21 protein-coding genes are annotated in these 22,675 nt (G+C 74.0%); 11 read left to right on the top strand and 10 right to left on the bottom strand.

Features of this window, described 5'->3' with window-relative positions:
* Positions 1-27 precede the first annotated feature (27 nt).
* On the bottom strand, positions 28-981 hold the full coding sequence (dapD, locus tag ACWGPF_RS01980) for a 2,3,4,5-tetrahydropyridine-2,6-dicarboxylate N-succinyltransferase (RefSeq protein WP_452331212.1): 954 nt from the start codon (positions 979-981) through the stop codon (positions 28-30).
* Between the two features lie 60 nt (positions 982-1,041).
* Between dapD and dapE the strand changes: the two genes are divergently transcribed.
* The 3 genes from dapE to ACWGPF_RS01965 all read left to right on the top strand — a co-directional run bounded on the left by dapE (position 1,042) and on the right by ACWGPF_RS01965 (position 3,603).
* Positions 1,042-2,118 (top strand): succinyl-diaminopimelate desuccinylase, encoded by a 1,077-nt coding sequence (gene dapE / locus ACWGPF_RS01975; protein WP_452331211.1) that lies wholly within the window; start codon positions 1,042-1,044, stop codon positions 2,116-2,118.
* Positions 2,100-3,338, top strand: a complete 1,239-nt coding sequence (locus ACWGPF_RS01970) for a hypothetical protein (protein WP_452331210.1) — start codon at positions 2,100-2,102, stop codon at positions 3,336-3,338. The genes dapE and ACWGPF_RS01970 overlap by 19 nt, the downstream gene beginning before the upstream one ends.
* A 94-nt stretch (positions 3,339-3,432) precedes the next feature.
* On the top strand, positions 3,433-3,603 hold the full coding sequence (locus ACWGPF_RS01965) for a DUF3117 domain-containing protein (RefSeq protein WP_345436246.1): 171 nt from the start codon (positions 3,433-3,435) through the stop codon (positions 3,601-3,603).
* A 52-nt stretch (positions 3,604-3,655) separates the two neighbouring features.
* Here the strand turns inward: ACWGPF_RS01965 and ACWGPF_RS01960 are convergent, their stop codons facing one another.
* Positions 3,656-4,291: an O-methyltransferase gene (locus ACWGPF_RS01960; RefSeq protein WP_452331209.1), complete on the bottom strand. Its 636-nt coding sequence runs from the start codon at positions 4,289-4,291 to the stop codon at positions 3,656-3,658.
* A gap of 79 nt (positions 4,292-4,370) precedes the next feature.
* Here ACWGPF_RS01960 and ACWGPF_RS01955 point away from each other — a divergent pair, with 79 nt between their 5' ends.
* A complete protein-coding gene (locus tag ACWGPF_RS01955) occupies positions 4,371-4,745 on the top strand; it encodes a Sec-independent protein translocase TatB (RefSeq protein ID WP_452331208.1) in 375 nt (124 codons plus the stop codon).
* A 6-nt stretch (positions 4,746-4,751) separates the two neighbouring features.
* Here the strand turns inward: ACWGPF_RS01955 and ACWGPF_RS01950 are convergent, their stop codons facing one another.
* Genes ACWGPF_RS01950 through ACWGPF_RS01940 form a run of 3 tightly spaced genes read right to left on the bottom strand, consistent with a single transcriptional unit; the run spans position 4,752 to position 7,683 of the window.
* On the bottom strand, positions 4,752-5,873 hold the full coding sequence (locus ACWGPF_RS01950; RefSeq protein ID WP_452331207.1) for an Mrp/NBP35 family ATP-binding protein: 1,122 nt from the start codon (positions 5,871-5,873) through the stop codon (positions 4,752-4,754).
* Positions 5,870-6,394, bottom strand: a complete 525-nt coding sequence (locus ACWGPF_RS01945) for a DUF1003 domain-containing protein (RefSeq protein WP_452331218.1) — start codon at positions 6,392-6,394, stop codon at positions 5,870-5,872. The genes ACWGPF_RS01950 and ACWGPF_RS01945 overlap by 4 nt, the downstream gene beginning before the upstream one ends.
* On the bottom strand, positions 6,394-7,683 hold the full coding sequence (locus tag ACWGPF_RS01940; RefSeq protein WP_345436242.1) for a magnesium transporter MgtE N-terminal domain-containing protein: 1,290 nt from the start codon (positions 7,681-7,683) through the stop codon (positions 6,394-6,396). Before ACWGPF_RS01940 ends, ACWGPF_RS01945 begins: the two co-directional genes overlap by 1 nt.
* Before the next feature lie 109 nt (positions 7,684-7,792).
* Here ACWGPF_RS01940 and ACWGPF_RS01935 point away from each other — a divergent pair, with 109 nt between their 5' ends.
* Positions 7,793-8,452 (top strand): general stress protein, encoded by a 660-nt coding sequence (locus tag ACWGPF_RS01935; protein WP_452331206.1) that lies wholly within the window; start codon positions 7,793-7,795, stop codon positions 8,450-8,452.
* Positions 8,449-9,120: an alpha/beta hydrolase family protein gene (locus ACWGPF_RS01930; RefSeq protein ID WP_452331205.1), complete on the top strand. Its 672-nt coding sequence runs from the start codon at positions 8,449-8,451 to the stop codon at positions 9,118-9,120. The genes ACWGPF_RS01935 and ACWGPF_RS01930 overlap by 4 nt, the downstream gene beginning before the upstream one ends.
* A gap of 1 nt (position 9,121) precedes the next feature.
* Here the strand turns inward: ACWGPF_RS01930 and ACWGPF_RS01925 are convergent, their stop codons facing one another.
* Positions 9,122-10,537, bottom strand: coding sequence for an aminopeptidase P family protein (locus ACWGPF_RS01925; protein ID WP_452331204.1), 1,416 nt, complete (start codon positions 10,535-10,537; stop codon positions 9,122-9,124).
* A 60-nt stretch (positions 10,538-10,597) separates the two neighbouring features.
* Between ACWGPF_RS01925 and ACWGPF_RS01920 the strand changes: the two genes are divergently transcribed.
* Complete coding sequence (locus tag ACWGPF_RS01920) at positions 10,598-11,014, top strand: DUF3054 domain-containing protein (RefSeq protein WP_452331203.1); 417 nt, start codon at positions 10,598-10,600, stop codon at positions 11,012-11,014.
* On the opposite strand, the gene ACWGPF_RS01915 is transcribed toward ACWGPF_RS01920, so the two are convergent.
* Entirely contained in the window at positions 10,993-12,021 is a 1,029-nt protein-coding gene (locus ACWGPF_RS01915; protein WP_452331202.1) for an endonuclease/exonuclease/phosphatase family protein, read from the bottom strand. The genes ACWGPF_RS01920 and ACWGPF_RS01915 overlap by 22 nt on opposite strands.
* A 92-nt stretch (positions 12,022-12,113) precedes the next feature.
* On the opposite strand from ACWGPF_RS01915, the gene ACWGPF_RS01910 reads away from it, so the two are divergent.
* Complete coding sequence (locus ACWGPF_RS01910; RefSeq protein ID WP_452331201.1) at positions 12,114-12,989, top strand: PHP domain-containing protein; 876 nt, start codon at positions 12,114-12,116, stop codon at positions 12,987-12,989.
* Positions 12,990-13,011: 22 nt separating this feature from the next.
* Here the strand turns inward: ACWGPF_RS01910 and ACWGPF_RS01905 are convergent, their stop codons facing one another.
* Positions 13,012-14,424 carry a DEAD/DEAH box helicase gene (locus ACWGPF_RS01905; RefSeq protein ID WP_452331200.1) on the bottom strand — a complete coding sequence of 471 codons (1,413 nt, stop codon included), beginning with the start codon at positions 14,422-14,424 and terminating at the stop codon, positions 13,012-13,014.
* A gap of 190 nt (positions 14,425-14,614) precedes the next feature.
* Between ACWGPF_RS01905 and ACWGPF_RS01900 the strand changes: the two genes are divergently transcribed.
* Positions 14,615-15,334: a ferritin-like fold-containing protein gene (locus ACWGPF_RS01900; protein WP_345436226.1), complete on the top strand. Its 720-nt coding sequence runs from the start codon at positions 14,615-14,617 to the stop codon at positions 15,332-15,334.
* 1 nt (position 15,335) lies between these two features.
* Here ACWGPF_RS01900 and ACWGPF_RS01895 read toward each other — a convergent pair whose 3' ends face one another.
* Positions 15,336-15,626 carry a hypothetical protein gene (locus tag ACWGPF_RS01895; protein WP_452331199.1) on the bottom strand — a complete coding sequence of 97 codons (291 nt, stop codon included), beginning with the start codon at positions 15,624-15,626 and terminating at the stop codon, positions 15,336-15,338.
* A gap of 2 nt (positions 15,627-15,628) precedes the next feature.
* On the bottom strand, positions 15,629-15,853 hold the full coding sequence (locus ACWGPF_RS01890) for a DUF3107 domain-containing protein (RefSeq protein ID WP_345436221.1): 225 nt from the start codon (positions 15,851-15,853) through the stop codon (positions 15,629-15,631).
* Between the two features lie 138 nt (positions 15,854-15,991).
* Here ACWGPF_RS01890 and ACWGPF_RS01885 point away from each other — a divergent pair, with 138 nt between their 5' ends.
* Both ACWGPF_RS01885 and ACWGPF_RS01880 read left to right on the top strand, forming a co-directional pair.
* On the top strand, positions 15,992-19,204 hold the full coding sequence (locus ACWGPF_RS01885) for a PD-(D/E)XK nuclease family protein (protein WP_452331198.1): 3,213 nt from the start codon (positions 15,992-15,994) through the stop codon (positions 19,202-19,204).
* A complete protein-coding gene (locus ACWGPF_RS01880) occupies positions 19,201-22,674 on the top strand; it encodes a UvrD-helicase domain-containing protein (protein WP_452331197.1) in 3,474 nt (1,157 codons plus the stop codon). The genes ACWGPF_RS01885 and ACWGPF_RS01880 overlap by 4 nt, the downstream gene beginning before the upstream one ends.
* The last annotated feature ends 1 nt before the right edge of the window (position 22,675 follow it).

The raw sequence follows: 22,675 nt of genomic DNA, 5'->3' as shown, positions 1-22,675 counted from the left end.
GGTCCCGGGCCTTCTGCATGCCCGCCGTCAGGCGTGCAGCGCGGAGTTGAGCGTGACGCCCACGCCCTTGCGACGGCGCGCCTCGATCGAGCCCGTGAGCGAGTTGCGGAGGAAGAGCAGCCCGCTCGCCCCGTGCAGCTCTGCCGCCTTAACGACGCGGGGACGGCCGTCGGCCGTCGGCGCCTCGTCGACGAGGGCGACCTTCGTGCCCGCCGTGAGGTAGAGGCCGGCCTCCACGACGCAGTCGTCGCCGAGCGAGATGCCGATTCCCGCGTTGGCCCCGAGGAGCGTGCGCTCGCCGATCGAGACGCGGTGGGTGCCGCCGCCCGAGAGCGTACCCATGATCGACGAGCCTCCGCCGATGTCGCTTCCCTCGCCCACGACGACGCCCTGCGAGATGCGCCCCTCCACCATGGAGGCGCCGAGCGTCCCGGCGTTGAAGTTGACGAAGCCCTCGTGCATGACCGTGGTGCCGGGGGAGAGGTGGGCGCCCAGGCGCACGCGCGACGCGTCGGCGATGCGTACGCCGGCCGGCAGTACGTAGTCGGTGAGGCGGGGGAACTTGTCGAGACCCTGCACCTGGATGCCGGCGCGCTGCAGCACGGGCCGCAGCCGTGCGAGGTCGTCGGGGTGGACGGGCCCCGCGTTCGTCCAGGCGACGTTGGGCAGGTGGCCGAAGATCCCGTCCAGGTTGAGGCCGTTCGGCGCCACGAGCCGGTGCGAGAGCGCGTGGAGGCGCAGATACGCGTCGGAGGTGGTCGCGGGGGCGGCATCGAGGTCGATCTCGACGTGCACGGCCGAGACCACCACGGCGCGCCGCTCGTCCGGCCCCGCCTGCGCCCCGAGCTCCTCGAGGGCGGAGGCGACGGCCGCGTCGTCGCCTCGGCCCGTGCCGAGGTCGCGGTACCACGTGTCCAGCACGGTGCCGTCGGAGGCCGTCGTCGCGAGGCCGACGCCCCACACGGTTCGTTCATCGCTCATGCCCTCCAGGGTATCGGGACGGCCGGGGGCGCCCCGCCCGCCGTCGATAGACTCGAGGTCATGCCGACGCTCGACCTGTCCCTCTCCGCCGCCGACCTCACCCGGGCGATCTGCGACATCCCGAGCGTCTCCGACGACGAGACCGCGCTCGCCGACGCGATCGAGGGGGCCATCCGCCCCTTCCGGCACCTCGAGGTGCACCGCGACGGCGACACGATCGTCGCCCGCACGCGGCTGGGGCGCGCGCAGCGCGTCATCATCGCCGGCCACATCGACACCGTTCCCGTCAACGGGAACCTCCCCACGCGCGACGTCGAGGTCGACGGCGCCACCATGATCTGGGGGCGCGGGACGGTCGACATGAAGGCCGGCACGGCCGTGCAGCTGAAGCTCGCCGCCGAGCTCGTCGACCCCGCCTACGACATCACCTGGATCTGGTACGACCACGAGGAGGTGGCCGCCGAGCGCAGCGGCCTGACCCGCCTGGAGCGCTCGCTGCCCGAGGCGTTCGAGGGCGATTTCGCGATCCTCGGCGAGCCGTCGAACGGACAGGTCGAGGGCGGCTGCAACGGCACGCTCCGCGTCGTGGCGCGCACGCACGGCCGGCGCTCCCACTCGGCGCGCGCCTGGATGGGCGAGAACGCCATCCATGCCGCCGCGCCCATCCTGGAACGGCTCGCCGCGTACCGTCCGCAGGAGATCGTCGTGGACGGCCTCGCCTACCGGGAGGGACTCAACGCCGTGCGCGTCTCCGGCGGCGTCGCCGGCAACGTCATCCCCGACCTGTGCGAGGTCGAGGTGAACTTCCGCTTCGCCCCCAGCCGCACGGGCGAGCAGGCGGTCGCCCATGTGCGCGAGGTCCTGGACGGGTTCGAGGTCGAGGTCTCCGACCTCGCGGAGGGCGCGCGCCCCGGACTCGACTCGGCGATCGCACGGGGTTTCGTCGCGGCCGTGGGCGCCGAGCCGCGGCCGAAGTACGGGTGGACGGATGTCGCGCGCTTCTCCGCGCGCGGCGTGCCCGCCGTGAACTACGGTCCCGGGGACCCGAGCCTCGCCCACCACGACGAGGAGCGCGTCGCCGTCGCGCAGATCGAGGACGTCGAGCGGGGTCTGCGGGCATGGCTCACGGCCGCGTGAGCGCGGTCGCGACGCGCGTCGGCGCCCTGCCGACATGGGCGCGCGTCGCGCTCGTGTACGGCGCGGCGCGGATCGTGACGACGGGCCTCATGCTCCTCGCCGCCGCGATGTCGCCGGACGGCTCGCGGCACGGGCCCGACCCGTCGCTCATCGACTACGTGCTCGGCTGGGATGCGCAGTGGTACTGGACCGTCGCGGTCTCGGGCTATCCCGACGAGCTGCCGCTCACGGAGACGGGCGACGTCGCGCAGAACGCCTGGGCGTTCATGCCCGTGTACGCGCACCTCGCCCAGCTCGCGGGCAATGTGCTCGGGGCGGGGCAGTGGTGGGTCGGCGCCCTCGTCGTCACGCTCGTCGCGGGCTACCTCGCGTGCCTCGCGCTCCACGCGCTCCTGCGTGAGCGGCTCGACGACGGCCAGGCCCTGTGGGGGGTGGTCCTGCTCGCCGCCGGTCCTCTCGGCGCGCTCTTCCAGGTCGGGTACGCGGAGGCGCTCTTCCTCCTCCTGCTCCTCCTCTCCCTGCTGTGCGTCGTGCGGCGGCAGTACCGCCCGCTCTACCTCCTCGTCCCGCTCATGGGCTACACGCGCCCCGGAGTGCTGGCCTTCGCGCTCTTCCTGGGCCTCTACGGGCTGTGGCGTCTCGCCCCCGCACGCCGGCGGGCGTTCGGCGGGCCGACGGCGTGGGAGTGCGTGCACATCGTCGCCCTCGGCGCCCTCGCCACCGTCGTCGGCTTCTCCTGGCAGTACATCGCGGGCGCCGTCACGGGCGATCCCGGAGCCTACCTCGCCACCGAGCTCTCGTGGCGGCGGTCGTGGACGGGAGGGGGCGAGGCGGGATTCGTGCCGTTCGAGGGCTGGATCCAGGCCGCGGGCGTGTGGTCCGGGATCTGGGGCATCCCGTCGTGGCTCGGCTATGCCGCCCTCGCGCTGCTCGTCGCAGCGGCGTTCGCGGCCGTCCTGCTCCTCCCGCAGGCGCGCCGCGGCGGAGGCGAGCTGCAGCTGTGGTCGATCGCGTACCTCGTCTACCTCCTCGCGGTGTTCTTCCCGCAGTCGAGCGTCTTCCGCCTCCTCCTCCCTCTCGCGCCGCTCGCGTGCCTCGTGCTCGCCGTGCCGCGGAGCGCGCGCGTGCGCGTGACGACGCTGGCCCTGTGCCTCGTCGGGCAGTGGGGGTGGATCTACGGCATGTACGGCCTCGGGAACACGTTCTGGCTCATCCCCTGACGGGTCATGCGAGGACATGCGCCGCTCCCGTGCGCGGATCGACGGCGCGTGCCCGATAAACTGGGAGCCTGACCACAACGGAAAGGATGCCGCGATGGCAGCGATGAAGCCGAGAACCGGAGACGGACCCATGGAGGCCGTGAAGGAGGGGCGCCTCATCATCGTGCGCGTGCCGCTCGAGGGGGGCGGGCGCCTGGTCGTCTCCGTCAACGACGAAGAGGCCCGGGAGCTGTACGGCGTCCTGGGCGGCGTCGTGAACGCCTAGTACACGACGTCACCGGAGGGGCGGTCGGATCTGCGGATCCGGCCGCCCTCTTCTATGGCCGGGGGACGACGTTGAGCTGCAGCAGACCCTCGCCGACCGTCGAGAGCGCCGCGATCACGGCGGGGGACGACTGCGTCTCCTGCAGCAGGGACCGGTAGCCGCGCGTGATGTCGTCGCGCTGCACGGGGTCGGCGACGCGGCCTCCGTGCAGGACGCGCGGCACGAGCACGGTCCCTCCGGGACGGGCGAGCCGCAGCCCGTGCGCGACGTAGTCGATGACGCGTCCCGGGTCGGCGTCGATGAGCACGACGTCGTATGCCGCATCGTTCATGCGGGGGAGGACGTCGGCAGCGCGTCCCGTGATGAAGCGCGTGCGCGCAGCGGGAACGCGTGCGGCCTGGAAGGCCTCGCGAGCCGCCGACAGGTGCTCCGGCTCGCTGTCGATCGTCGTGAGCACGGCATCCGGAGCGCCGTGGAGGAGCCACAAGCCGGAGACGCCGGCGCCCGTGCCGATCTCGATGATCGTGCGCGCCGCCGCGGCGGCCGCGACGACCGCGCTCTGCGCGCCGACACCGGGGCTGACGGGTGCCGCACCCAGCTCGAGCGCATGCTGGCGGGCGCGGGCGATGTGATCGGGCTCGACGACCGTTTCGCGGGCGAAGCGCGCGACGGCGTCCAGTTCGCTCATGGGTTCCTCCTGACGATCCCTCCAGCCTACGGCCCCGGCGGGGGCGGGCCCGTGCGGCGCGGCCCGGTACGCTGAGATCATGTTCTTCGGCCTCACCATCGAGAAGGTGCTGCTGATCGCGTTCATCGCGGCGCTCATCATCGGGCCGGAGCGGCTGCCGCGCTATGCCGAGAACCTCGCCCATTTCACGCGTCGCGCGCGCGAGTGGGTGCAGGGCGCGCGCACGCGCGTCAAGGACGAGATGGGCGAGGACTTCGACGAGGTCGACTGGCGCAAGCTCGATCCGCGCCAGTACGACCCACGCCGGATCATCCGCGAGGCTCTCCTCGACGACGCCCCCGTCGCGGCGCCGACCGCCGTGAAGCCGGCCGTGCGCACGCCGCGGACGACGCCGCTCGCGCGGCGCACGTTCACGGCGGAGGAGCCGCCGCCCTTCGACTCCGAGGCGACCTGATCCGGATCAGACCGGAGCGACGGGCAGCTTCCTCCCCGCGAGGCGCCGCGGCTCCGCCGCGATCCGCGACGCGAGGGCCGAGATGGCCGCCGCAGCCGGATCCTCCGGGTGGGTCGAGACGACGGGCGCCCCGGCATCGCCGCCCGCGCGCAGGGCAGGGCTGAGCGGCACGGACGCGAGGAGGGGGGCGTCGAGCGCCGACGCGACCGCCTCGCCGCCGCCGGCCCCGAACAGGTCGAGCACGGTGCCGTCGGGCAGCGTCATGGCCGCCATGTTCTCCACGACGCCGATCACACGCTGACCGGTCTGGCGTGCGACGCGGCCGCTGCGGACGGCGACGTCGGAGGCGGCGGTCTGCGGGGTCGTGACGACGAGCACGTCGGCGTGCGGGAGAAGCTGCCCGACCGAGATCGCCACATCCCCCGTGCCGGGAGGCATGTCGAGGAGCAGGATGTCGAGATCGCCGAAGAACACGTCGGTGAGGAACTGCTGCACGGTGCGGTGGAGCATCGGCCCGCGCCAGGCGACCACCTCGTCGCCGCGCTGCAGGAACATCCCGATCGAGATCGCCTTCACGCCGTAGGCGACGGGCGGCAGGATGAGATCGCCCACCTGCGTGGGAGAGGGCGCTGCGCCGTCGACGACGAGCCCGAGCAGGGCGGGGATGGAGAAGCCGTGCACGTCGGCGTCGATCAGGCCGACCTTGAGCCCTCGCGCGGCGAGCGCGACGGCGAGGTTGGCCGTGAGCGTGGACTTGCCGACGCCGCCCTTGCCGCTCGTGACGGCGACGATGCGGGTCAGCGAGTCCTCGCCGAACGGCATCGCGCGCGCGGCGCCGCCCCGCAGGCGCTCGGTGAGCGCCTTCCGCTGAGCGGGCGTCATGACGCCGACCTCGACGGCGACGGGGGCGCCGCCCGCGGCCGACTCCGCTGCCGTGCGGACGTCGCGCTCGATGCGGTCGGCGGCGGGGCAGCCCACGATCGTGAGCGCGATCTCGACGACGACGCCGTCGCCGTCCGCACGGACGTCGCGCAGCATGTCGAGCTCGGAGAGCGGGCGGCGCAGCTCGGGGTCGGAGACGCGGCCCACGGCCTCGCGCACGGCGGCGAGGGCGGCCTCCGCCGTCACGCCTCCTCCTCCGCGCGCTTCTGGCGCTTCTGGCGGCGGCCGTCCGCGTCGATGGCGTCCAGACGGTCGAGCAGCGCCTGCAGCTGCTCGCGCGTGACGATGCGCTCCTCGACCTCGGTGAGGGCCATCCGCAGCGCGACGATCTCGCGCGCCAGGTACTCCGTGTCGGCCAGGTTCCGCTCCGCGCGCTGCCGGTCCTGCTCCATGCCCACGCGGTCGCGGTCGTCCTGGCGGTTCTGCGCGAGCAGGATGAGCGGCGCCGCGTACGACGCCTGCAGCGACAGCACGAGCGTGAGCGCCGTGAAGCCGAGCGCGGCGGAGTCGAAGCGCCATCCCTCGGGCATGAGGGAGTTCCAGGCCATCCAGAGCGCGCAGAACAGCGTGAGGCCGATGAGGAACCACGGCGTGCCCATGGCGCGCGCGATCCACTCCGTCGCCCGGCCGAAGCGGTCGCTGCCGCGCCCGTCGTAGGAGACGTCGATGCGCGGGCGCCGACCCCGCATCTCCGACGCGCGCGCCATCATCCGCGCACCGTCCGGATGGCGCCGGTCGAGGGCTGGCGCGGGATCTGGTCGTCGGCGTCCTGCGAACGCCAGTCCTCCGGCAGCAGGTAGTCGAGCACGTCGTCGACCGTCACGGCGCCGACGAGCCGGTGGGCGGCGTCCACGACGGGGAGCGAGACGAGGTCGTAGCTCGCGAGGCGGCGCGCCACCTCCGACGCCGAGCCCGTCACGACGACCGGCTCGATGGTCTCGTCGATGATGGCGCCGATCCGCTCGTGGGGCGGGTAGCGGAGCATGCGCTGGAAGTGCACGGCGCCGAGGAACCGGCCGGTCGGCGTCTCGTACGGCGGCAGCGTGACGTACACGCTCGCCGCGAGCGCGGGGTGCAGCTCGTGGCGGCGGATGAGGGCGAGCGCCTCGGCGATCGTGGCGTCCGCCGGCAGGATGATCGGCTCGGTCGTCATGAGGCCGCCCGCGGTGTCGCCGCCGTACCGCAGCAGCATGCGCACGTCCTCTGCCTCCTCGGGCTCCATGAGCTCGAGGAGCTCCTCGCTGCGCTGCGGTGCGAGCTCGGCGAGAAGGTCGGCGGCGTCGTCGGGGTCCATGGCGTCGAGCACGTCGGCGGCGCGCTCGTCGCCCAGCTTCTCGAGGATGTGCACCTGCTCGTCCTCCGGCATCTCCTCGAGGGCGTCGGCGAGGCGCTCGTCGGAGAGCTCCTCGGCGACCTCGATCATGCGCTCCTCCGGCAGGTCGAGCAGGGTGTTCGCGAGGTCGGCGGCGCGCAGCTCGGCGTAGCTGGCGGCGAGATGCTCTGCCGACTGCGCCTCGCCCGGCACGTGGTGCTCGCGCACCTCGCTCCACGTCGCGAAGGTCGTCGGGCCCTTCGCGAACGGCGAGCCGCTCGTCTTCGGCTTGCGCAGGAAGAGCTGCCCGACGGCCCATTCGCCGATGCGGTTCGGCTCGATCGCGACGTCCTCGATGATCGCCGAGCCGGTGCCGTCGCGGAAGTCGACGCGACGGCCGACGAGCTCGGCCATGACGCGCACCTCGTCGGCGCGCGGCTGGAACCGCCGGACGTTGATGAGGCCCGTCGTGATGACCTGCCCCTGCGAGATCGAGGTGACCCGCCCGATGGCGACGAACACGTGCCGCCGCCCGGGGATCTCGCAGACGATCCCGATGACGCGCGGGGCTCCCGTACTTCGGTACACGACGACGACGTCGCGGACCCTGCCGAGCCGGTCGCCCGTGGGGTCGAAGACGGGACGGCCGGCCAGGCGCGCCACGAAAACCCTCTGCGTGCTCACCCGTCCAGCGTAGTCCGCACGGCGCGGCGAAAGCGGGTGGGCTGGTTCGGAGGTCGCGCAGAGGTGCGTCGGAGGATGCAGCGGATGCGCCCATGGGACAATGGCGCGCATGAGCATGATGAGCGGATTCGGCAGGACCCCGGAGGTCGGCGAGACCGTCGCGAGCTTCCGCGACTACGACGACGCCCTCAAGGCGGTGTCGAAGCTCATCTCGTCGGAGATCCCCGCGCGCGAGATCGCCATCGTGGGGACGGCGCTGCGCTCCGTCGAACGTGTGACGGGGCGCCTCGGCTGGGCCCAGGCGGCCTGGTCGGGAGCGCTCAACGGCGTGCTGCTCGGACTGCTGCTCGGCGCGATGGTCGTCATCTGGTCGCCCGCGCTGCCGATGGGCGCCTTCGTCGGCCTCATCCTCCTCGGCGTCGCGATGGGGATGGTCTTCCGGCTCGCGAACTACATGATCGTGCGCCGGCGCCGCGACTTCGCGAGCGTCATGCAGGTGACGGCGGACCACTACGAGGTTGCGGTGCAGCGGGGGAGCGTCGGCAAGGCGCGCCAGGTGCTCGGCACCGCCCCCGTCGCGCCCGTCCGGGTCGACCCCGCCGACCTCACGGAGCCGCCGCGGTTCGGCGTGCGGGTGGATCCGCGGACGGGTGCTCCCGTCGTGGCCGAGGCGCCCGTCGCGCAGAAGGAGCCCGTCGCGCGGGAGGAGCCCGAGCAGCCGTCGACGGCGTCGGGGGAGGACGGTCCCTCGGAGGGCGATCGCGCGTGACGCGCGTCGTCGCCATCCCCGTCGACCTGCCGACGGGGCGCGTCGAGCTGCCCGCGGTGGTCGACGCCCCGGAGGGCGCGACGGCCGCACTCGTCATCGCGCACGGCGCGGGCGCGGGCAAGGACCATCCCTTCCTCGTCGGCTTCGCGGCCGCCGTGGCCGCTGCGGGGATGGCGACGGTCCGCTTCGACTTCCCGTACGTCGCGGCGGGGCGCCGGATGCCGGGCCCGGCCGCGCATGCCGTGGCGGCGTGGCGGGCCGTCGCCGCGTACGCGGCGAAGGAGCTGCCCGGTCCGGTGCACGCCGCCGGGAAGTCGTACGGGGGCCGGATGGCCTCCGTCGCGGCGTCCGAGCAGGCCGGCCTCGACGTGACGGCGCTCGTGTACCTCGGCTATCCGCTGCACGCGCCGGGCAAGCCGGAACGCCCCCGTGCGGAGCACCTGCCGGCGGTGCGGCAGCCCCAGCTCTTCGTCGAGGGGACGAACGACCCGTTCATCCAGCCGCTCGCGCAGTTCGAGCAGGCGGTGGCGAGCTGCCGCGACGCCGACGTCGAGTGGATCGAGGGCGGCACGCACGCCTTCGAGGTGAAGGGCCGCAGACGCGCCGCCGACGTGATCGGCGCGGAGCTCGCCGATCCCGTCGTGCGGTTCCTCCGCGCGCGCGGCTGAGTCAGCCCCGCAGCCGCGCGATCCACTCCTCGACCTCGTCGGCCGTCCGGGGGATGCCCGCGGAGAGGTTGACGGGGCCGTCGGCGGTCATGAGGATGTCGTCCTCGATGCGCACGCCGATGCCGCGGTACTCCTCCGGCACCGTGAGGTCGTCGATCTGGAAGTAGAGGCCGGGCTCGATCGTGAACACCATGCCGGGGGCGAGCTCGCCGTCGTAGTACATCTCGCGCCGGGCCTGCGCGCAGTCGTGCACGTCGATGCCGAGGTGGTGGCTGGTCCCGTGCACCATGTAACGGCGCTGCTGGCCGCCGCGGTCGGCGTCCAGGGCCTCCTCCGCCGTCACGGGGAGCAGACCCCATTCCGCCGTGCGGCGGGCGATGACGGCCATGGCGGCCTCGTGCACGGCGCGGAAGCGCACGCCGGGGCGCGCCGCCGCGAACGCGGCGTCCGCCGCCTCGCGCACGGTCTCGTAGACCCGGCGCTGGATGTCGGTGAAGGTGCCGCTCACGGGGAGCGTGCGGGTGATGTCGGCCGTGTAGAGGCTGTCGACCTCGGCGCCCGCGTCGATGAGGATGAGGTCGCCCGGGACGACGGCTCCGTCGTTGCGCGTCCAGTGCAGGTAGCACGCGTGCGGGCCGGATGCCGCGATCGTGTCGTAGCCCTCCCAGTTGCCGTCGCTGCGCGCGCGCTGGTGGAACACGCCCTCCACGACGCGCTCTCCGCGCGGGTGGGCGACGATGCGGTCGAGCGAGGAGACGACGTCGTCGAAGCCGTCGGCCGTCACGGCGACCGCGAGCCGCAGCTGCTCGATCTCGTACTCGTCCTTGAGGAGGCGGAGCTCGGAGACGAATCGCGTGAGGTCCTCGTCCTCCTCGAGCACGCGGTCGGCGTCGGAACGGGCGAAGTCGTCGACGTGCGCCGTCGCGAGATCGAGATCCGCAGCCACCTGCGCGAGGGACGGGCGAGGGCCCACCCAGAACTCGCCGATCGTCGCGTCGCGGTAGAACTCGGGCGTCTCGCGCGTGGCCCGGTCGCGCACGTACAGCGTCGCGACGTGCCCGTCGCCATCCGGATCGAGCACGAGCACCGAGTCGGCGACGGCGTCGACGCCCCAGCCCGTGAGATGCGCGAAAGCCGAGTGCGCGCGGAAGGGGAAGTCGGTGTCGTTGCTGCGCTGCCGGAAACCGCCGGCGGGGATGACGAGGCGATCCCCGGGGAAGGCGGCGGAGAGCGCTGCGCGGCGCCGGGCGGCGTACGCGGCCTGCGGTCGTGCGTCGGGGAGCGACTCCGGCCGCTCTGCCCAGCCGCGGGAGATGACGTCGAGGAAGCCCTGCGGGTAGGGCTGCCGACGGTTGGTGGTGGAGTCCTCCGCCTTGTGGGCGTCGGTGGCTTCGGTCTGGGTCTCGCCGCTCGTCATGCGTCCAGTCTCTCACCGGCCGCGCCCGCACCGGGGGCCGGTCGCGCCTACGCTGGGAGGATGAGCGCGCCCGCAGCCCCGACCCGTCCGTCCGTCGTCGCACGGGGCGTCGTCGCGTGGGCCGCCGTCGCCGATCTGCTCGTCGTCCTCGTCTTCGCGGCTCTGGGTCTCGCGAGCCACGACGGCGCGGTCGACGCCGCGGCGCTCGTGCGCGTCGCGTGGCCCTTCGCCGTGGCGCTCGCGGCCGGGTGGGCGCTGGCGCGCGCCTGGCGGCGTCCGCTCGCCCTCGTGCGGACGGGGCTCGTCCTGTGGGCGGCGACGGCGGTCGTCGGGCTCGGGCTGCGGGTCCTCACGGGCGGAGGGGCGGCGCCGGCGTTCGTCGTCGTGACGGCCGTCGTGCTCCTCGTCCTCCTCGTGGGATGGCGGCTGGCCGCGACGCTCGTGGTGCGGCGCCGTCAGCCGGCGGGCTCCAGCTGAACCACGAGCGGGCGGTGGTCGCTGCCCGCGTCGTCGAGGTTCGTCAGCACGAGCGACCCCGTCGCCGTCCACGATGCCGAGTGCATGACGTGGTCGATGGGGGTCGACAGGAGCGCTGGGATGTCGGTGGGCCACGTCCCGACGGCGCCGTTGCCCGTCGATGCCGCCGCGTCGACGCAGGCGCCCAGATCGCCGCCGTCGACGCCGAGACCGGCCATGTTGTCGAGCGTGGCGTTGAAGTCGCCGGCGAGGATGACGTCGCCTCCCGCGCACTGGTCGGCGATCCACTGCAGGTCGTCGGCCCACTGGTCCATGTACTCCGGCTGCGGCGAGACCGCGTGCACGGCGACGACCGTGGGTCCGACGCCGTCGACGGGCATGGCGACGACGCTCGGCACCACTTCGGTGTTGCTCGTGAGGTCGGTGGAGGCCTCGATGACCGAGTAGTCGCCGAGGTCGGGCGAGATGAGCACGGTCGTCACCCACGCCTGCGGGCCGTCGGCGATGTCGGGGCGCAGTGCCACGTGGTGGACCCACATGGGGCTCCCCATGTCGCGCATGGCGACGGCCACCTGCTCGCCCACCTCCTCCGAGGTCTCAGGGAGCGCGACGATGTCGACGTCCATCGCGACGGCGGTCTCCGCGATCTCGGCGGCGCCCATCGCGTTGCCGGCCGTGTTCCAGGTCATGACCCGCACGCTCGTGTCCGTCGCGTCGGGCAGCGACTCCGTGCCGTACCCCCGCACGCCCAGCACCACGCCGCCGGCGATCGCGCCGATCGCCGAGACGAGCGCCATGGAGAGGGCGAAGCCGCGCAGCGGCCGCGCGATGGCGAGCAGGAGGAACGCGATCGTGACGAGCGCGAACGCGACGACGAGCACACCGCGCAGCGCGGCGAGCTGGGCGATCGGGAAGACGCGCTCGACGTGGAAGAAGGCGGGCCAGGTGAGGACGGCCGTCGCGATCGCGAACAGCACGGTCACGAGGATCCCGACCAGACGCAGCACGTCTGCGAGCCTAGGCAGGCCCGCTGGGAAACCGTCGCGAGCACGCGGCGCAGGCGCCGGGAGACCGGCGCGAGCACGCCTACGATGAGGGGATGGACCAGGGCAGGATGCGCGACGTCGACGAGCCGGCCGACCTGCACCTCCACTCCACCCGCTCCGACGGCACGGAGCCGCCGGCCGAGGTGATCGCGTCCGCGCACGCGCACGGCGTGCGCACCGCCGCGCTCACCGACCACGACACGACGGCGGGGTGGGCGGAGGCGGCGGAGGCGGCGGCATCGCTCGGGATGTCGTTCCTGCCGGGCGCCGAGCTCTCCACGCGGCTGGGATGGCGGAGCGTGCACCTGCTCGCGTATCTCTTCGATCCCGACGACGCCGCGTTGCGCACGCAGATGGACGAGGTGCGCGGCGACCGCGTCGGGCGGGCGGAGCGCATCGTGGAGAATCTGTCGCGCGACTACGACCTCCGCTGGGCGGACGTCGTCGCGCAGACGCGCGAGGGGGCGACGGTGGGCCGCCCGCACATCGCGGACGCCCTCGTCGCCCGCGGGATCGTCGCCGATCGCGGCGAGGCGTTCGCCGGCATCCTCCATCCGCGCGAGGGCTACTACGTGCCGCATGAGGCGCCGGATGTGTTCGCGGCGATCTCGGTGGTCCGTGCCGCCGGCGGCGTGCCGGTCATGGCGCATCCGGCGACCGTGTCGCGAGCGGGGATGATCCCGGTGTCGACCCTGCACGACCTGGTCGACGCGGGCCTCGCCGGGTTCGAGGTCGATCACCGCGAGAACACGGCGGACGGACGGGCGGCGCTGCTGCGCCTCGTGGCGGAGCGCGATCTCATCGCGACGGGGTCGAGCGACTACCACGGCCTCGGCAAGCCCAACCTGCCGGGGGAGAACACGACGCCGGCCGCGATGGTCCGGAGGATCATCGCGGCCGGCAGCGGATCGCGCCCCGTGATCGCCTGAGCGGCGGCGGGACGCGACGGGGTCAGGCGCCCTGCTGCGCCTGCCCCGACGCGCGGCGGCGCCGACGCCGGCGGCGGGCGGGAGCCGGCTTGCCGTCGTGGTGCTCGCGGCCCTCGCCGTCGTGCGTGCCGGCGCCGGCCTCCGCCTCGACCGCGGCGTCGGGTGCCGCCTCGGGACGACGGCGCACGCGGCGCGGCTGCGACGGCCGGCTCGTCCCGTCCGATGTGGCGATCGCGCCCGTCACGGGGGCCTTCACGATGCGGCCCTTCGTCCCGGCGGGGATGTCGAGATCGGTGTACAGGTGGGGGCTCGACGAGTAGGTCTCGGTCGGCTCGGGCTGGCCGAAGTCGAGCGCGCGGTTGATGAGCGCCCACTTGTGAAGGTCGTCCCAGTCGACGAAGGTGACGGCGATGCCGTTGCGGCCCGCGCGCCCCGTGCGGCCCGCACGGTGCAGGTACGTCTTCTCGTCGTCGGGGATGGTGTGGTTGATGACGTGCGTGACGTCGTCGACGTCGATGCCCCTCGCCGCGACGTCGGTCGCGATGAGCACGTCCTTCTTGCCGGCCTTGAAGGACGCCATGGAGCGCTCGCGCTGCTCCTGGCCCATGTCGCCGTGCACGGCGGCGGCGTTGAAGCCGCGGTCGTTGAGCTCGTCGACGAGCTTCTGGGCGGCGCGCTTGGTGCGCGTGAAGATGACCGTCTTGCCGCGGCCCTCGGCCTGCAGGATGCGCGCGACGATCTCGATCTTGTCGAGGGCGTGGGCGCGGTAGACGATGTGGCGGATGTTCGCCTGCGTGAGCCCCTCGTCGGGGTCGGTCGCGCGGATGTGGATCGGGTTCGACATGAACCGGCGTGCGAGCGCGATGATGGGGCCCGGCATGGTCGCGCTGAAGAGCTGCGTGTGCCGGCGCGGGGCGACCTTCTGGAAGATCTTCTCGATGTCGGCGAGGAAGCCGAGGTCGAGCATCTTGTCGGCCTCGTCGAGGACGACCTCGGTCGCGTTCGAGAGATCGAGCAGACGCTGGCCGGCGAGGTCGATGAGGCGTCCCGGGGTGCCGACGACGATCTGCGCACCCGCCTTGAGCTGCTCGATCTGACCCTCGTAGGCCTTGCCGCCGTAGATCGCGACGACGCTCGTGGAGCGGTTGGAGGTGAGCAGGTCGATGTCCTCGTACACCTGCACGGCGAGCTCGCGCGTGGGGACGACGATGAGGGCCTTGACGCCCGGCTCGGGGTCGAGGCCCAGACGCTGGATCACGGGGATGCCGAAGCCGAAGGTCTTGCCGGTGCCGGTCTTGGCCTGGCCGATCACGTCCTGGCCCGGCAGCGACAGCGGGATCGTCTGCTCCTGGATGGGGAAGGCGTCGACGATGCCCCGCGAGGCGAGAGCGTCGACGATGTCCTGATCGATGCCGAGTTCGGCGAATGACGTCATGGAGTTGTGTGCCTGTCTCGACGGGCCGGTCCCGGGTCGGGGAGGGGCCTGCCGCTGGATGCGTCCACGCCCTCTCAGTCACAGGCGCGGTGCCCCGATCCGTCGCCGGGGCCGCCCCCAGCCTAGCCGAGGGGTGCTGCGCAGCGCGGCGGCGCCACGGCCGGGCGCCGCGAGGTCGTAGGCTCTCCCCGTGGTGAACTGGCAGTTCTGGAAGCGCCGGACGCCGGCGCGCATCCTCCGTCTGCGTCCGCGCGGCGAGCTCTCCGACGCCGTCCGCGTCGAGTTCCCCGAGCTCGCCCCCGATGTGCGGACGTATCTCGGCCAGGCCGCGTACCTGCAGCTGGGGTACTTCGAGACCCTCACGCGGCTCATCCGCGCGACCCCCGACCTCGCGGAGAAGGAGGCGCTCTCGCTCGCGGCGGGCGCGGCGCTCCGCAAGCACCTCGCGCTCCTCGCCGAGATCCGCGAGGAGGACGCGGATCCCGCCGAGCTGATGGAGCCCTTCCGTGAGCCCCTCGACGCCTTCCGCCGCGCCACCGTGGGGGCGCGCCCGCGCGAGACGATGCTGACCGTGCACATCACGGCCGGCCTCCTGGACGACTTCTACCTCGCGCTCGCCTCGGGGTACGGCGAGCGCGGTCGCCGGGTGGCGCGCATCCTGCGGGCCGACAACGACCGCCGTCAGCTCGCAGAGCTCCTCACCGAGACCATCCGGGGGGACGAGGAGTGGCGGGCGCTGCTGTCGCTGTGGGCGCGCCGCCTGGTCGGCGACACGCTCCTCGTGGCCCGAGGGGCGCTCCTGCTCGACGGGGACGGACGCGGCGAGGCCGCGCGCGCGGTCGAACCGGTCTTCACGGCGCTCATGGCCGCGCATGCGCGGCGGATGGACGCGCTCGGCCTGGCGTCCTGAGTCAGCGCACGCCGGCGGCCCGTGCGGCCGCGGCGTCGCGAGCCCCGCGGATCCGCGTGAGCACGAGCGACGAGCCGACGGCGGCCGCCGCCGCCGCGGCGAGCACGATCGCCCACTGCCAGAAGCTCGCCTCGCCCAGCCCCGCCCACGTCAGCGCCGTGTAGAGGGCGGCGGCGACGGCGGCCGCCACGGCGGGGACGAGCGCGACGCCCCTCAGCTCGCGCCGCGGCGTCGCGAAGTGGACGGCGATGCCGACGACCGCCGCCGCGATGAGCGCGAGCAGGATGTACATGCTCAGGCCACGAAGCCGACGCGGCGCGTCTCCTCGGTGCCGATCTCGACGAACGCGAGGTTGGCGGAGGGGACGAAGTAGGAGTTGCCCTTCACGTCCGTGAAGGAGAGGTGCGTCCTGCCCTCGTCGAGGGCGGCGGCGACGGCCGTCTTGACGGCGTCGGCGCTCTCCGCCGTCTCGAAGGTCAGCTCGCGGCCGGAGTTCGTGATGCCGATGCGGATCTCCACGGTGACTGCCTTTCGTCTGCGGTGTCGTTGCACCCTGAACACTACGGCACCGGTCGCAGCAGGGAGCGCGCGAACGCTCAGGGCGAACGCGCGCCCGCACGGCGCGGCGATGTCGGAGGCGCTCGATACCGTGGACGCATGCCGAGCTGGGAATGGGATGCCGCGCAGCGCGCCGTCCTCGATCTGCCGATCGACGCGTCCGCCGCGGTCGTGGGAGGGCCGGGCTCCGGCAAGACCGCCGTGCTCGTCGCGCGGGCGGCGGCGATGGCGGCCGACGGCGTCGCCGCAGACGAGTTCCTCGTGCTCACGCCGACCCGCGCGTCGGCGAGTCTCCTGCGCGACGTGCTCGGGGTCGCCGTGCCGGTGGCGAGTCCCGGGCCGCTGGCGCGGTCGGCGGGCTCGTTCGCCTTCCAGATCGTGCGAGCCGACGCCGTGCGACGGGGTCTCGAGACGCCGCGCCTGCTCACGGGCGCCGATCAGGACCGCATCGTCGCCGACCTGCTCGCGGGCGACGCGGAGGACGAGGCGGAAGGCGCCGTGAGATGGCCGGCGCATCTGGGGGCGCCCGTGCGCGCGACCAAGGGCTTCCGATCCGAGCTGCGTCAGCTGCTCGCCCAGGTCGCCGAGCTCGGGGTCTCTCCCGACGAGCTCGCCGCCCTCGGCTCCGAGACGTGGACGGCCGTCGCCGGCTTCCTCCGCGACTACGAGACGGTCCGCGACGGCATGCGCTCCCCGCACCGCGACGTGTCGGAGCTCTTCGCCCAGGCCGCCGCCATCGTCCGCGGCGGCGGCGCGGTGCCGGGCCTCGAACGGCTGCGCGCCGTGCTCGTCGACGACGCGCAGGAGCTCACCCGGGGCGGAGTCGGCCTCGTCGAGGCCCTCGTCGGCCGCGGTGTCGCCGTCGTCGCGTTCGGCGACCCCGACATCGGATCCGGCGCCTTCCGCGGCGTGGCACCCGAGCTGTTCGCGCGGCTGGCCGAAGCGCTGGGCGCGCGGCTCGTGCTGCGCGAGCCGCACCGCTCGGCGCCCGGCATCGCGCGGCTCGTCCGCACCGCGACGCAGTCGATCGGCGCGGCCGGCGTCGTCGCGCACCGGCAGCCGCCGGGGCCGCCCGTCGACGGCGACCGATCCGTCGCGGCGGTGCTGTGCGGCTCTCCGTACGAGGAGGTCGATCGCATCGCGCGGGCCCTGCGCGGCTGGCACCTCGACGAGGACATGGCGTGGAGCGGGATGGCCGTCATCGCGCACGACACCCGCCAGGTCGCGATGCTCGAAGCGGAGCTCGCGGCGCGCGAGGTGCCCACGAGGGCGGCCGGCGTGCAGCGTCCGCTGGGCAGCGAGTCGGCCGTCCGCGACATCGTCGAGGTGGTGCGTCTCGGGCTCCTGCCCGCCGCCGAGCGCGCGGACGACGCGCTGCTCGATGCGCTCCGCTCGCCCTTCGGCGGCCTCGACGGCGTGGGACTGCGCCGACTGAGGGCGCACCTGCGGCACGCCGAGCTCGCCGCCGGCGGCACGCGCCCCGCTCGCGAGCTCCTCCGAGACGCCCTCGCTCACCCCGTCGCGCTCGACCTCGTCGACACGGGGGAGGCGCGCACGGCCGCGCGCTTCGCGCGGACGCTCGCGGTGCTGCACGACGACGGCGCCCGCGGGGCGACCATCCACGAGCTGCTCTGGACCGCGTGGGAGCGCGCGAGGACGAGCGAGGGCAGGCGCCTCGAACGGGTCTGGCACGAGCTGTCGCTCGCCCAGGGGCCGCTCGCCGCGGAGGCGGGGCGCGCGCTCGACGGCCTCGTGGCGCTGTTCGCCTCCGCCAAGCGGTCGGTGGAGCGGAACCCGCACGAGGGGCCGCTTCCGTTCATCCGCGAGATCCTCGACAGCGACGTCCCCGAGGACACGCTGTCGTCGCCGGATCGCGACGACGCGGTCGCCCTCCTCACCCCCGCGAACGCGCTCGGGGTCGAGTACGACGCCGTCGTCATCGCCGGAGTGCAGGACGGCGTCTGGCCGAACCTGCGGCTGCGCGGCGGCCTGCTCGAGAGCTGGCGCTTCGCGGACGCCGTCGACGCCCGCCGCGCCGGCCGCGCCGACGTCGCGGCCGACGTCGTCGACCGGCGCAGGGCCGCCCTCCACGACGAGCTGCGCCTGTTCGCGCGGGCGGCCTCGCGCGCCCGGCGCCGGCTGTTCGTGACGGCGGTCGACGACGACGACACGGGGCCGAGCCCGCTCTTCGCCCTCCTGCCCGCCCCCGACCCGCTCGACGAGGCCGCTCATCCGCTCACGCTGCGCGGACTCGTCGCCCACCATCGGCGGACGCTCACGTCGGGGCACGATGCGTCCGCGCGGGCGGAGGCCGCGGGGCAGCTGCGGGCCCTCGCCGCCGCGGGGGTCGTCGGCGCCGACCCGCACGACTGGTACGGCGTCGCGGAGCCGTCCACCGCGGCTCCGCTGCGGGATCTCGACGTCGAGCCTGCGCGCGTCTCGCCGTCGCGGCTGGAGGCCTTCGAGGAGTGCGGCCTCGGATGGGCCATCTCGTCGCTCGGCGGCGACACCGCGACGGCGCCGTCCGCCGGCATCGGGACCATCCTGCATGCCGCCATGGAGCGGCACCCCGACGGCGATCTCGCGGGCCTGCGAGCGGTCGTCGACGAGCGATGGGGCGAGTTGGACTTCGAGACGCCGTGGATCGCGCGGAAGGAGCGCCGGCGAGCGGACCAGTACGTCGAGCGGCTGCACGCCTACCTCCGCGAGGTCGCCCGCGACGGCGGGAGGACCCTCGCCTCCGAGGCGGAGTTCCGGTTCGGGGTCGACACGCGCGGAGCCGGCGACGGGGAGCCCGCGGTCGTCGTCGGCGATGCCGTCGCGGCGGCGGGGCTCGCCGTGGTGCGCGGCAGCATCGACCGCGTCGAGGCGTATCCGCCCGGCGGCGGCGAGCACGCGCCCGCGCGCGGCCCGAAGTGGACGCCCATGCCCGACGGCGAGCGCGTCGTCGTCGTCGATCTCAAGAGCGGCAAGAGCGAGAGCCGGACGAGCGAGGCCGCCGTCGCCGAGCATGCGCAGCTCGCGGCGTACCAGATCGCCGTCCAGGAGGGGCTCGTCCCCGGCGCCGATCCCGCCGCGCTCGCCGGAGCGCGCCTCGCGATCGTGTCGCAGACCCTCGCCAAGAGCGAGTACCGCGTCGCGCACCAGCACGCGCTCGGCCCCGAATCGCGTGCCGCGTTCCTCGAGCGCGTCGTCGCCGCCGCCCGTGGGATGTCCGCGGCGAGCTTCACGGCGCAGGTGGAGGACCACTGCGCCGATGCGCAGCGTGTCCAGATCTGCCGCATCCACACGATCGAGGCGGTGAGCGCATGACGGGCGCCGCGACGTCCAGCGGCTCCGCGGGACTCGGGATCGCCGCGACCGATCTCGCCGCGGCGCTCGGCCAGCCCGCCCCCACGACCGCGCAGCAGCGCGTCATCGAGGCCCCGCTCGCGCCCGCGCTCGTCGTGGCGGGTGCGGGGAGCGGCAAGACGGAGACGATGGCCGGCCGCGTCGTCTGGCTCGTCGCCAACGGCCTCGTCCGCCGCGACGAGGTGCTCGGCCTCACCTTCACGCGCAAGGCGGCGGGCGAGCTCGCCGAGCGCATCGCGGCGCGGCTCGACCTCGTCGACGAGTTCGGTCGGCGCGGGCTCCTCCCGCACCTTCCGCGGATCGTCGCGGAGGGCGATCTCGCGCGCATCGACGCGGCGCAGCCGGGGGTGCAGCGCGATGCCGTGCGCACGCAGGTGCTCGACGCGCTCGCGCGCTCGTACGGCACCGACTGGTCGCCGTCCGCCCCCCGGGCGTTCGGCGACCTGCTCGTGCGGCCGCGCGTCGCGACGTACAACGCGTTCGCCGACGGCATCGTCCGCGAGCATGCCGCGCGGATCGGCCGCGACCCCGATGCGGCCATGCTGAGCGCATCGGCGTCGTGGCTCATCGCCCGCGCCGTCGTGCTGAGGGCCGACCTCCCCGGCATCGAGGATGTCGACCGGGCGCTCTCCACCCTCATCGACGCCGTCCAGGGGCTCGCGGGCGACATGCTCGACCACCGCGCCGACCCCGACGAGGTCGACGCCGTGGCGCGACGGGTGGCGGCGTCCTTCGCGCCCTACGCCGAGCGCAGGAACGTCGAGAAGGCCCTCGCGAACCTCACGAGCCTCCCCGTCCTCACGCAGCTCGTACGGGCCTACCAGGACGAGAAGGCACGGCGCGGCGTGCTCGACTTCGCCGACCAGGTCGCCGGCGCGTCCGACATCATCCGCGCCGCGCCCGCCGTGCGCGAGGAGCTCCGCGCGCAGCACCGCGTCGTCCTGCTCGACGAGTACCAGGACACATCGGTCATCCAGACGCGCTTCCTCGCCGAGCTGTTCGCCGACAGCGCGGTCATGGCCGTCGGCGATCCCCACCAGTCCATCTACGGATGGCGCGGTGCGAGCGCCGACAACCTGTACGCGTTCGCGGGCGCCTTCGCTCCGACGGGCGAGGCGGAGACCTTCAGCCTCATGACGAGCTGGCGGAACGACCGGCGCATCCTCGACGCCGCGAACACGGTGCTCCGTCCGCTGCAGCGGGCCGGGGCGTTCGCGGTGCCGGCGCTCGAGCCCCGACCGGGCGCAGGCGAGGGTCGTGTGTCCGTGCGCTTCGCGGACACCGTCGACGACGAGGCGCTCGCCGTGGCCGACTGGTTCGCCGAGGCCCGCGAGGCGCATGCGGACGCGGGGTCGACGAAGCCGCACACGGGCGCCGTGCTGTTCCGCTCGAAGCGCCACATGCAGACGTTCGCAGCCGCGCTCGGAGCCAGGGGCATCCCGCACCGCATCCTCGGTCTGGGCGGCCTGCTGTCGACGCCCGAGGTCGCCGACGTCGTCTCCGCGCTGCGGGTCGTGCACGACCCCGCGTCCGGGTCGGCGCTCATCCGGCTGCTCGTCGGGCCGCGCTTCGCGGTGGGCGTGCGCGACATGGCGGCGCTGTACGACCTCGCGGCCACGCTCGCCGTGCGCGACGCGGCGCTCGAGCCGCTGCCCGACGACGTCCGCGAGCGGGTCAGAGCCTCGTCCGGGGCCGACGAGGCCGTCTCGATCGTGGATGCGGTCGAGTTCGTGCGGACGGCGCCCGACGGCTACCGGCTGCTCGAGGCCATCACGCCCGACGGACGCCGGCGTCTGCGTGAGGCGGGGGAGATGCTCGAGCGGCTGCGTCGCGCCGCCGGGCAGCCCATCCCCGACCTCATCCGCCTGATCGAGCTCGAGCTGCGCATCGACATCGAGCTGGCCGCGAACGAGTCGCGCGGGCCCGCCCGCGTCGCGGGGCTGCAGCTGCGCGCGTTCGTCGACGAGGTGAGGGCCTTCCTCTCCGCCGACGAGCGCGGCACGATCGGGAGCCTGCTCGCCTGGCTCGAACGCGCCGAACGCGCCGACGAGCTCATGCCGCGTCCCGAGCCGCCGGAGCCGGGGGTCGTCCAGCTCCTCACGATCCACGGATCCAAGGGACTGGAGTGGGATGCGGTCGCGGTCGTCCGGCTCGTCGACGGCGAGCTCCCCGGCACGCCCAAGGACACGTCGGGATGGTTCGGGTTCGGCGCGCTGCCGTTCGAGCTGCGGGGCGACGCCGCCGCCCTCCCGCGCTTCTCGTGGGATCCGGACGCCGAGATGCGACTGGCGGGCGACGACCCGGCGAAGCGGCGCAAGGCCGCGCTCGACGCGCTCGCGAGCGGGGTCACGAAGGCGCGCCCCGAGGGCGGGGCGCTCCACCGCTTCCAGGACGCGTACCGCTCGTATCAGCAGGCGGAGGAGCGGCGGCTCGCCTACGTCGCGATCACGCGCGCCCGGTCGGACCTCCTGCTCACCGGCGCCCACTGGGCGGGGCAGAAGACCCCGCGCACGCCGAGCCCGTACCTCGTCGAGACGATGGCGGCGCTCGGTCTGCCTCCGATCCCCGGGACCGACCCCGAGAACAACCCCTACGACGGAGCCGCGCATACGCGGCAGTGGCCCCTCGACCCGCTCGGCGCCCGCCGTGCGCGCGTCGCGGAGGCGGCCGACCTCGTGCGCGCGGCGCCGGAGGCCGCGCCCTCGCCGCAGCTCGCGCGCCTGCTCGCGGAGCGGGCGGAGCGCGAGCGGGGGAGGACGTTCGCCGTCCCCACGCGCATCCCGGCCTCGCGCTTCAAGGACTACGTCGGGGACTTCGGCGGCACGGTCGCCGCGATCGCACGGCCGCTTCCCGAACGGCCCTACCGGCAGACCCGCATCGGCACGCTGTTCCATCAGTGGGTGGAGCAGCGATCGGGCGCCGCCGGCGCCGGGGCGTCGATCGACGATGCGCTGTGGGAGAGCGACGAGGAGGGGTGGGAGGACGCCGCCGGTCCGACGACCGAGGTGTCGGCGGACGACGAGGCGGCGCTCGACACGCTCCGCGCCGTGTTCCTGCGCAGCGAGTGGGCAGGACTCGAGCCCCTCGAGGTGGAGTCCGAGATCGACTTCCCGCTCCCCGCCGTCGACGGCGCCCCGCGGCACATCGTCATCTGCAAGCTCGACGCCGTCTACGCCAGGGGCGACCGGATCGAGATCGTGGACTGGAAGACGGGGCGCGCGCCGCGCACCCCCGAGGAGCGGGAGGAGCGGATGCTCCAGCTCGCGCTCTACCGCCTCGCGTACTCGCGGCGTCACGACGTGCCGCTCGACCGCATCGACGTCGCGCTGTACTACGTGCCCGATGACCTCGTGCTGAGGGACGAGCGGCCCCTCACCGCGGAGGAGGTGGCGCGCCGCTGGCACGCCGCCCAGGGATCGCCCCGCCGCTGAC

This window comes from Microbacterium sp. NPDC055683 (genome assembly GCF_053617895.1).
Note: the sequence above shows the minus strand (reverse complement) of the source record. Positions and strands in the feature narration are given on the sequence as shown.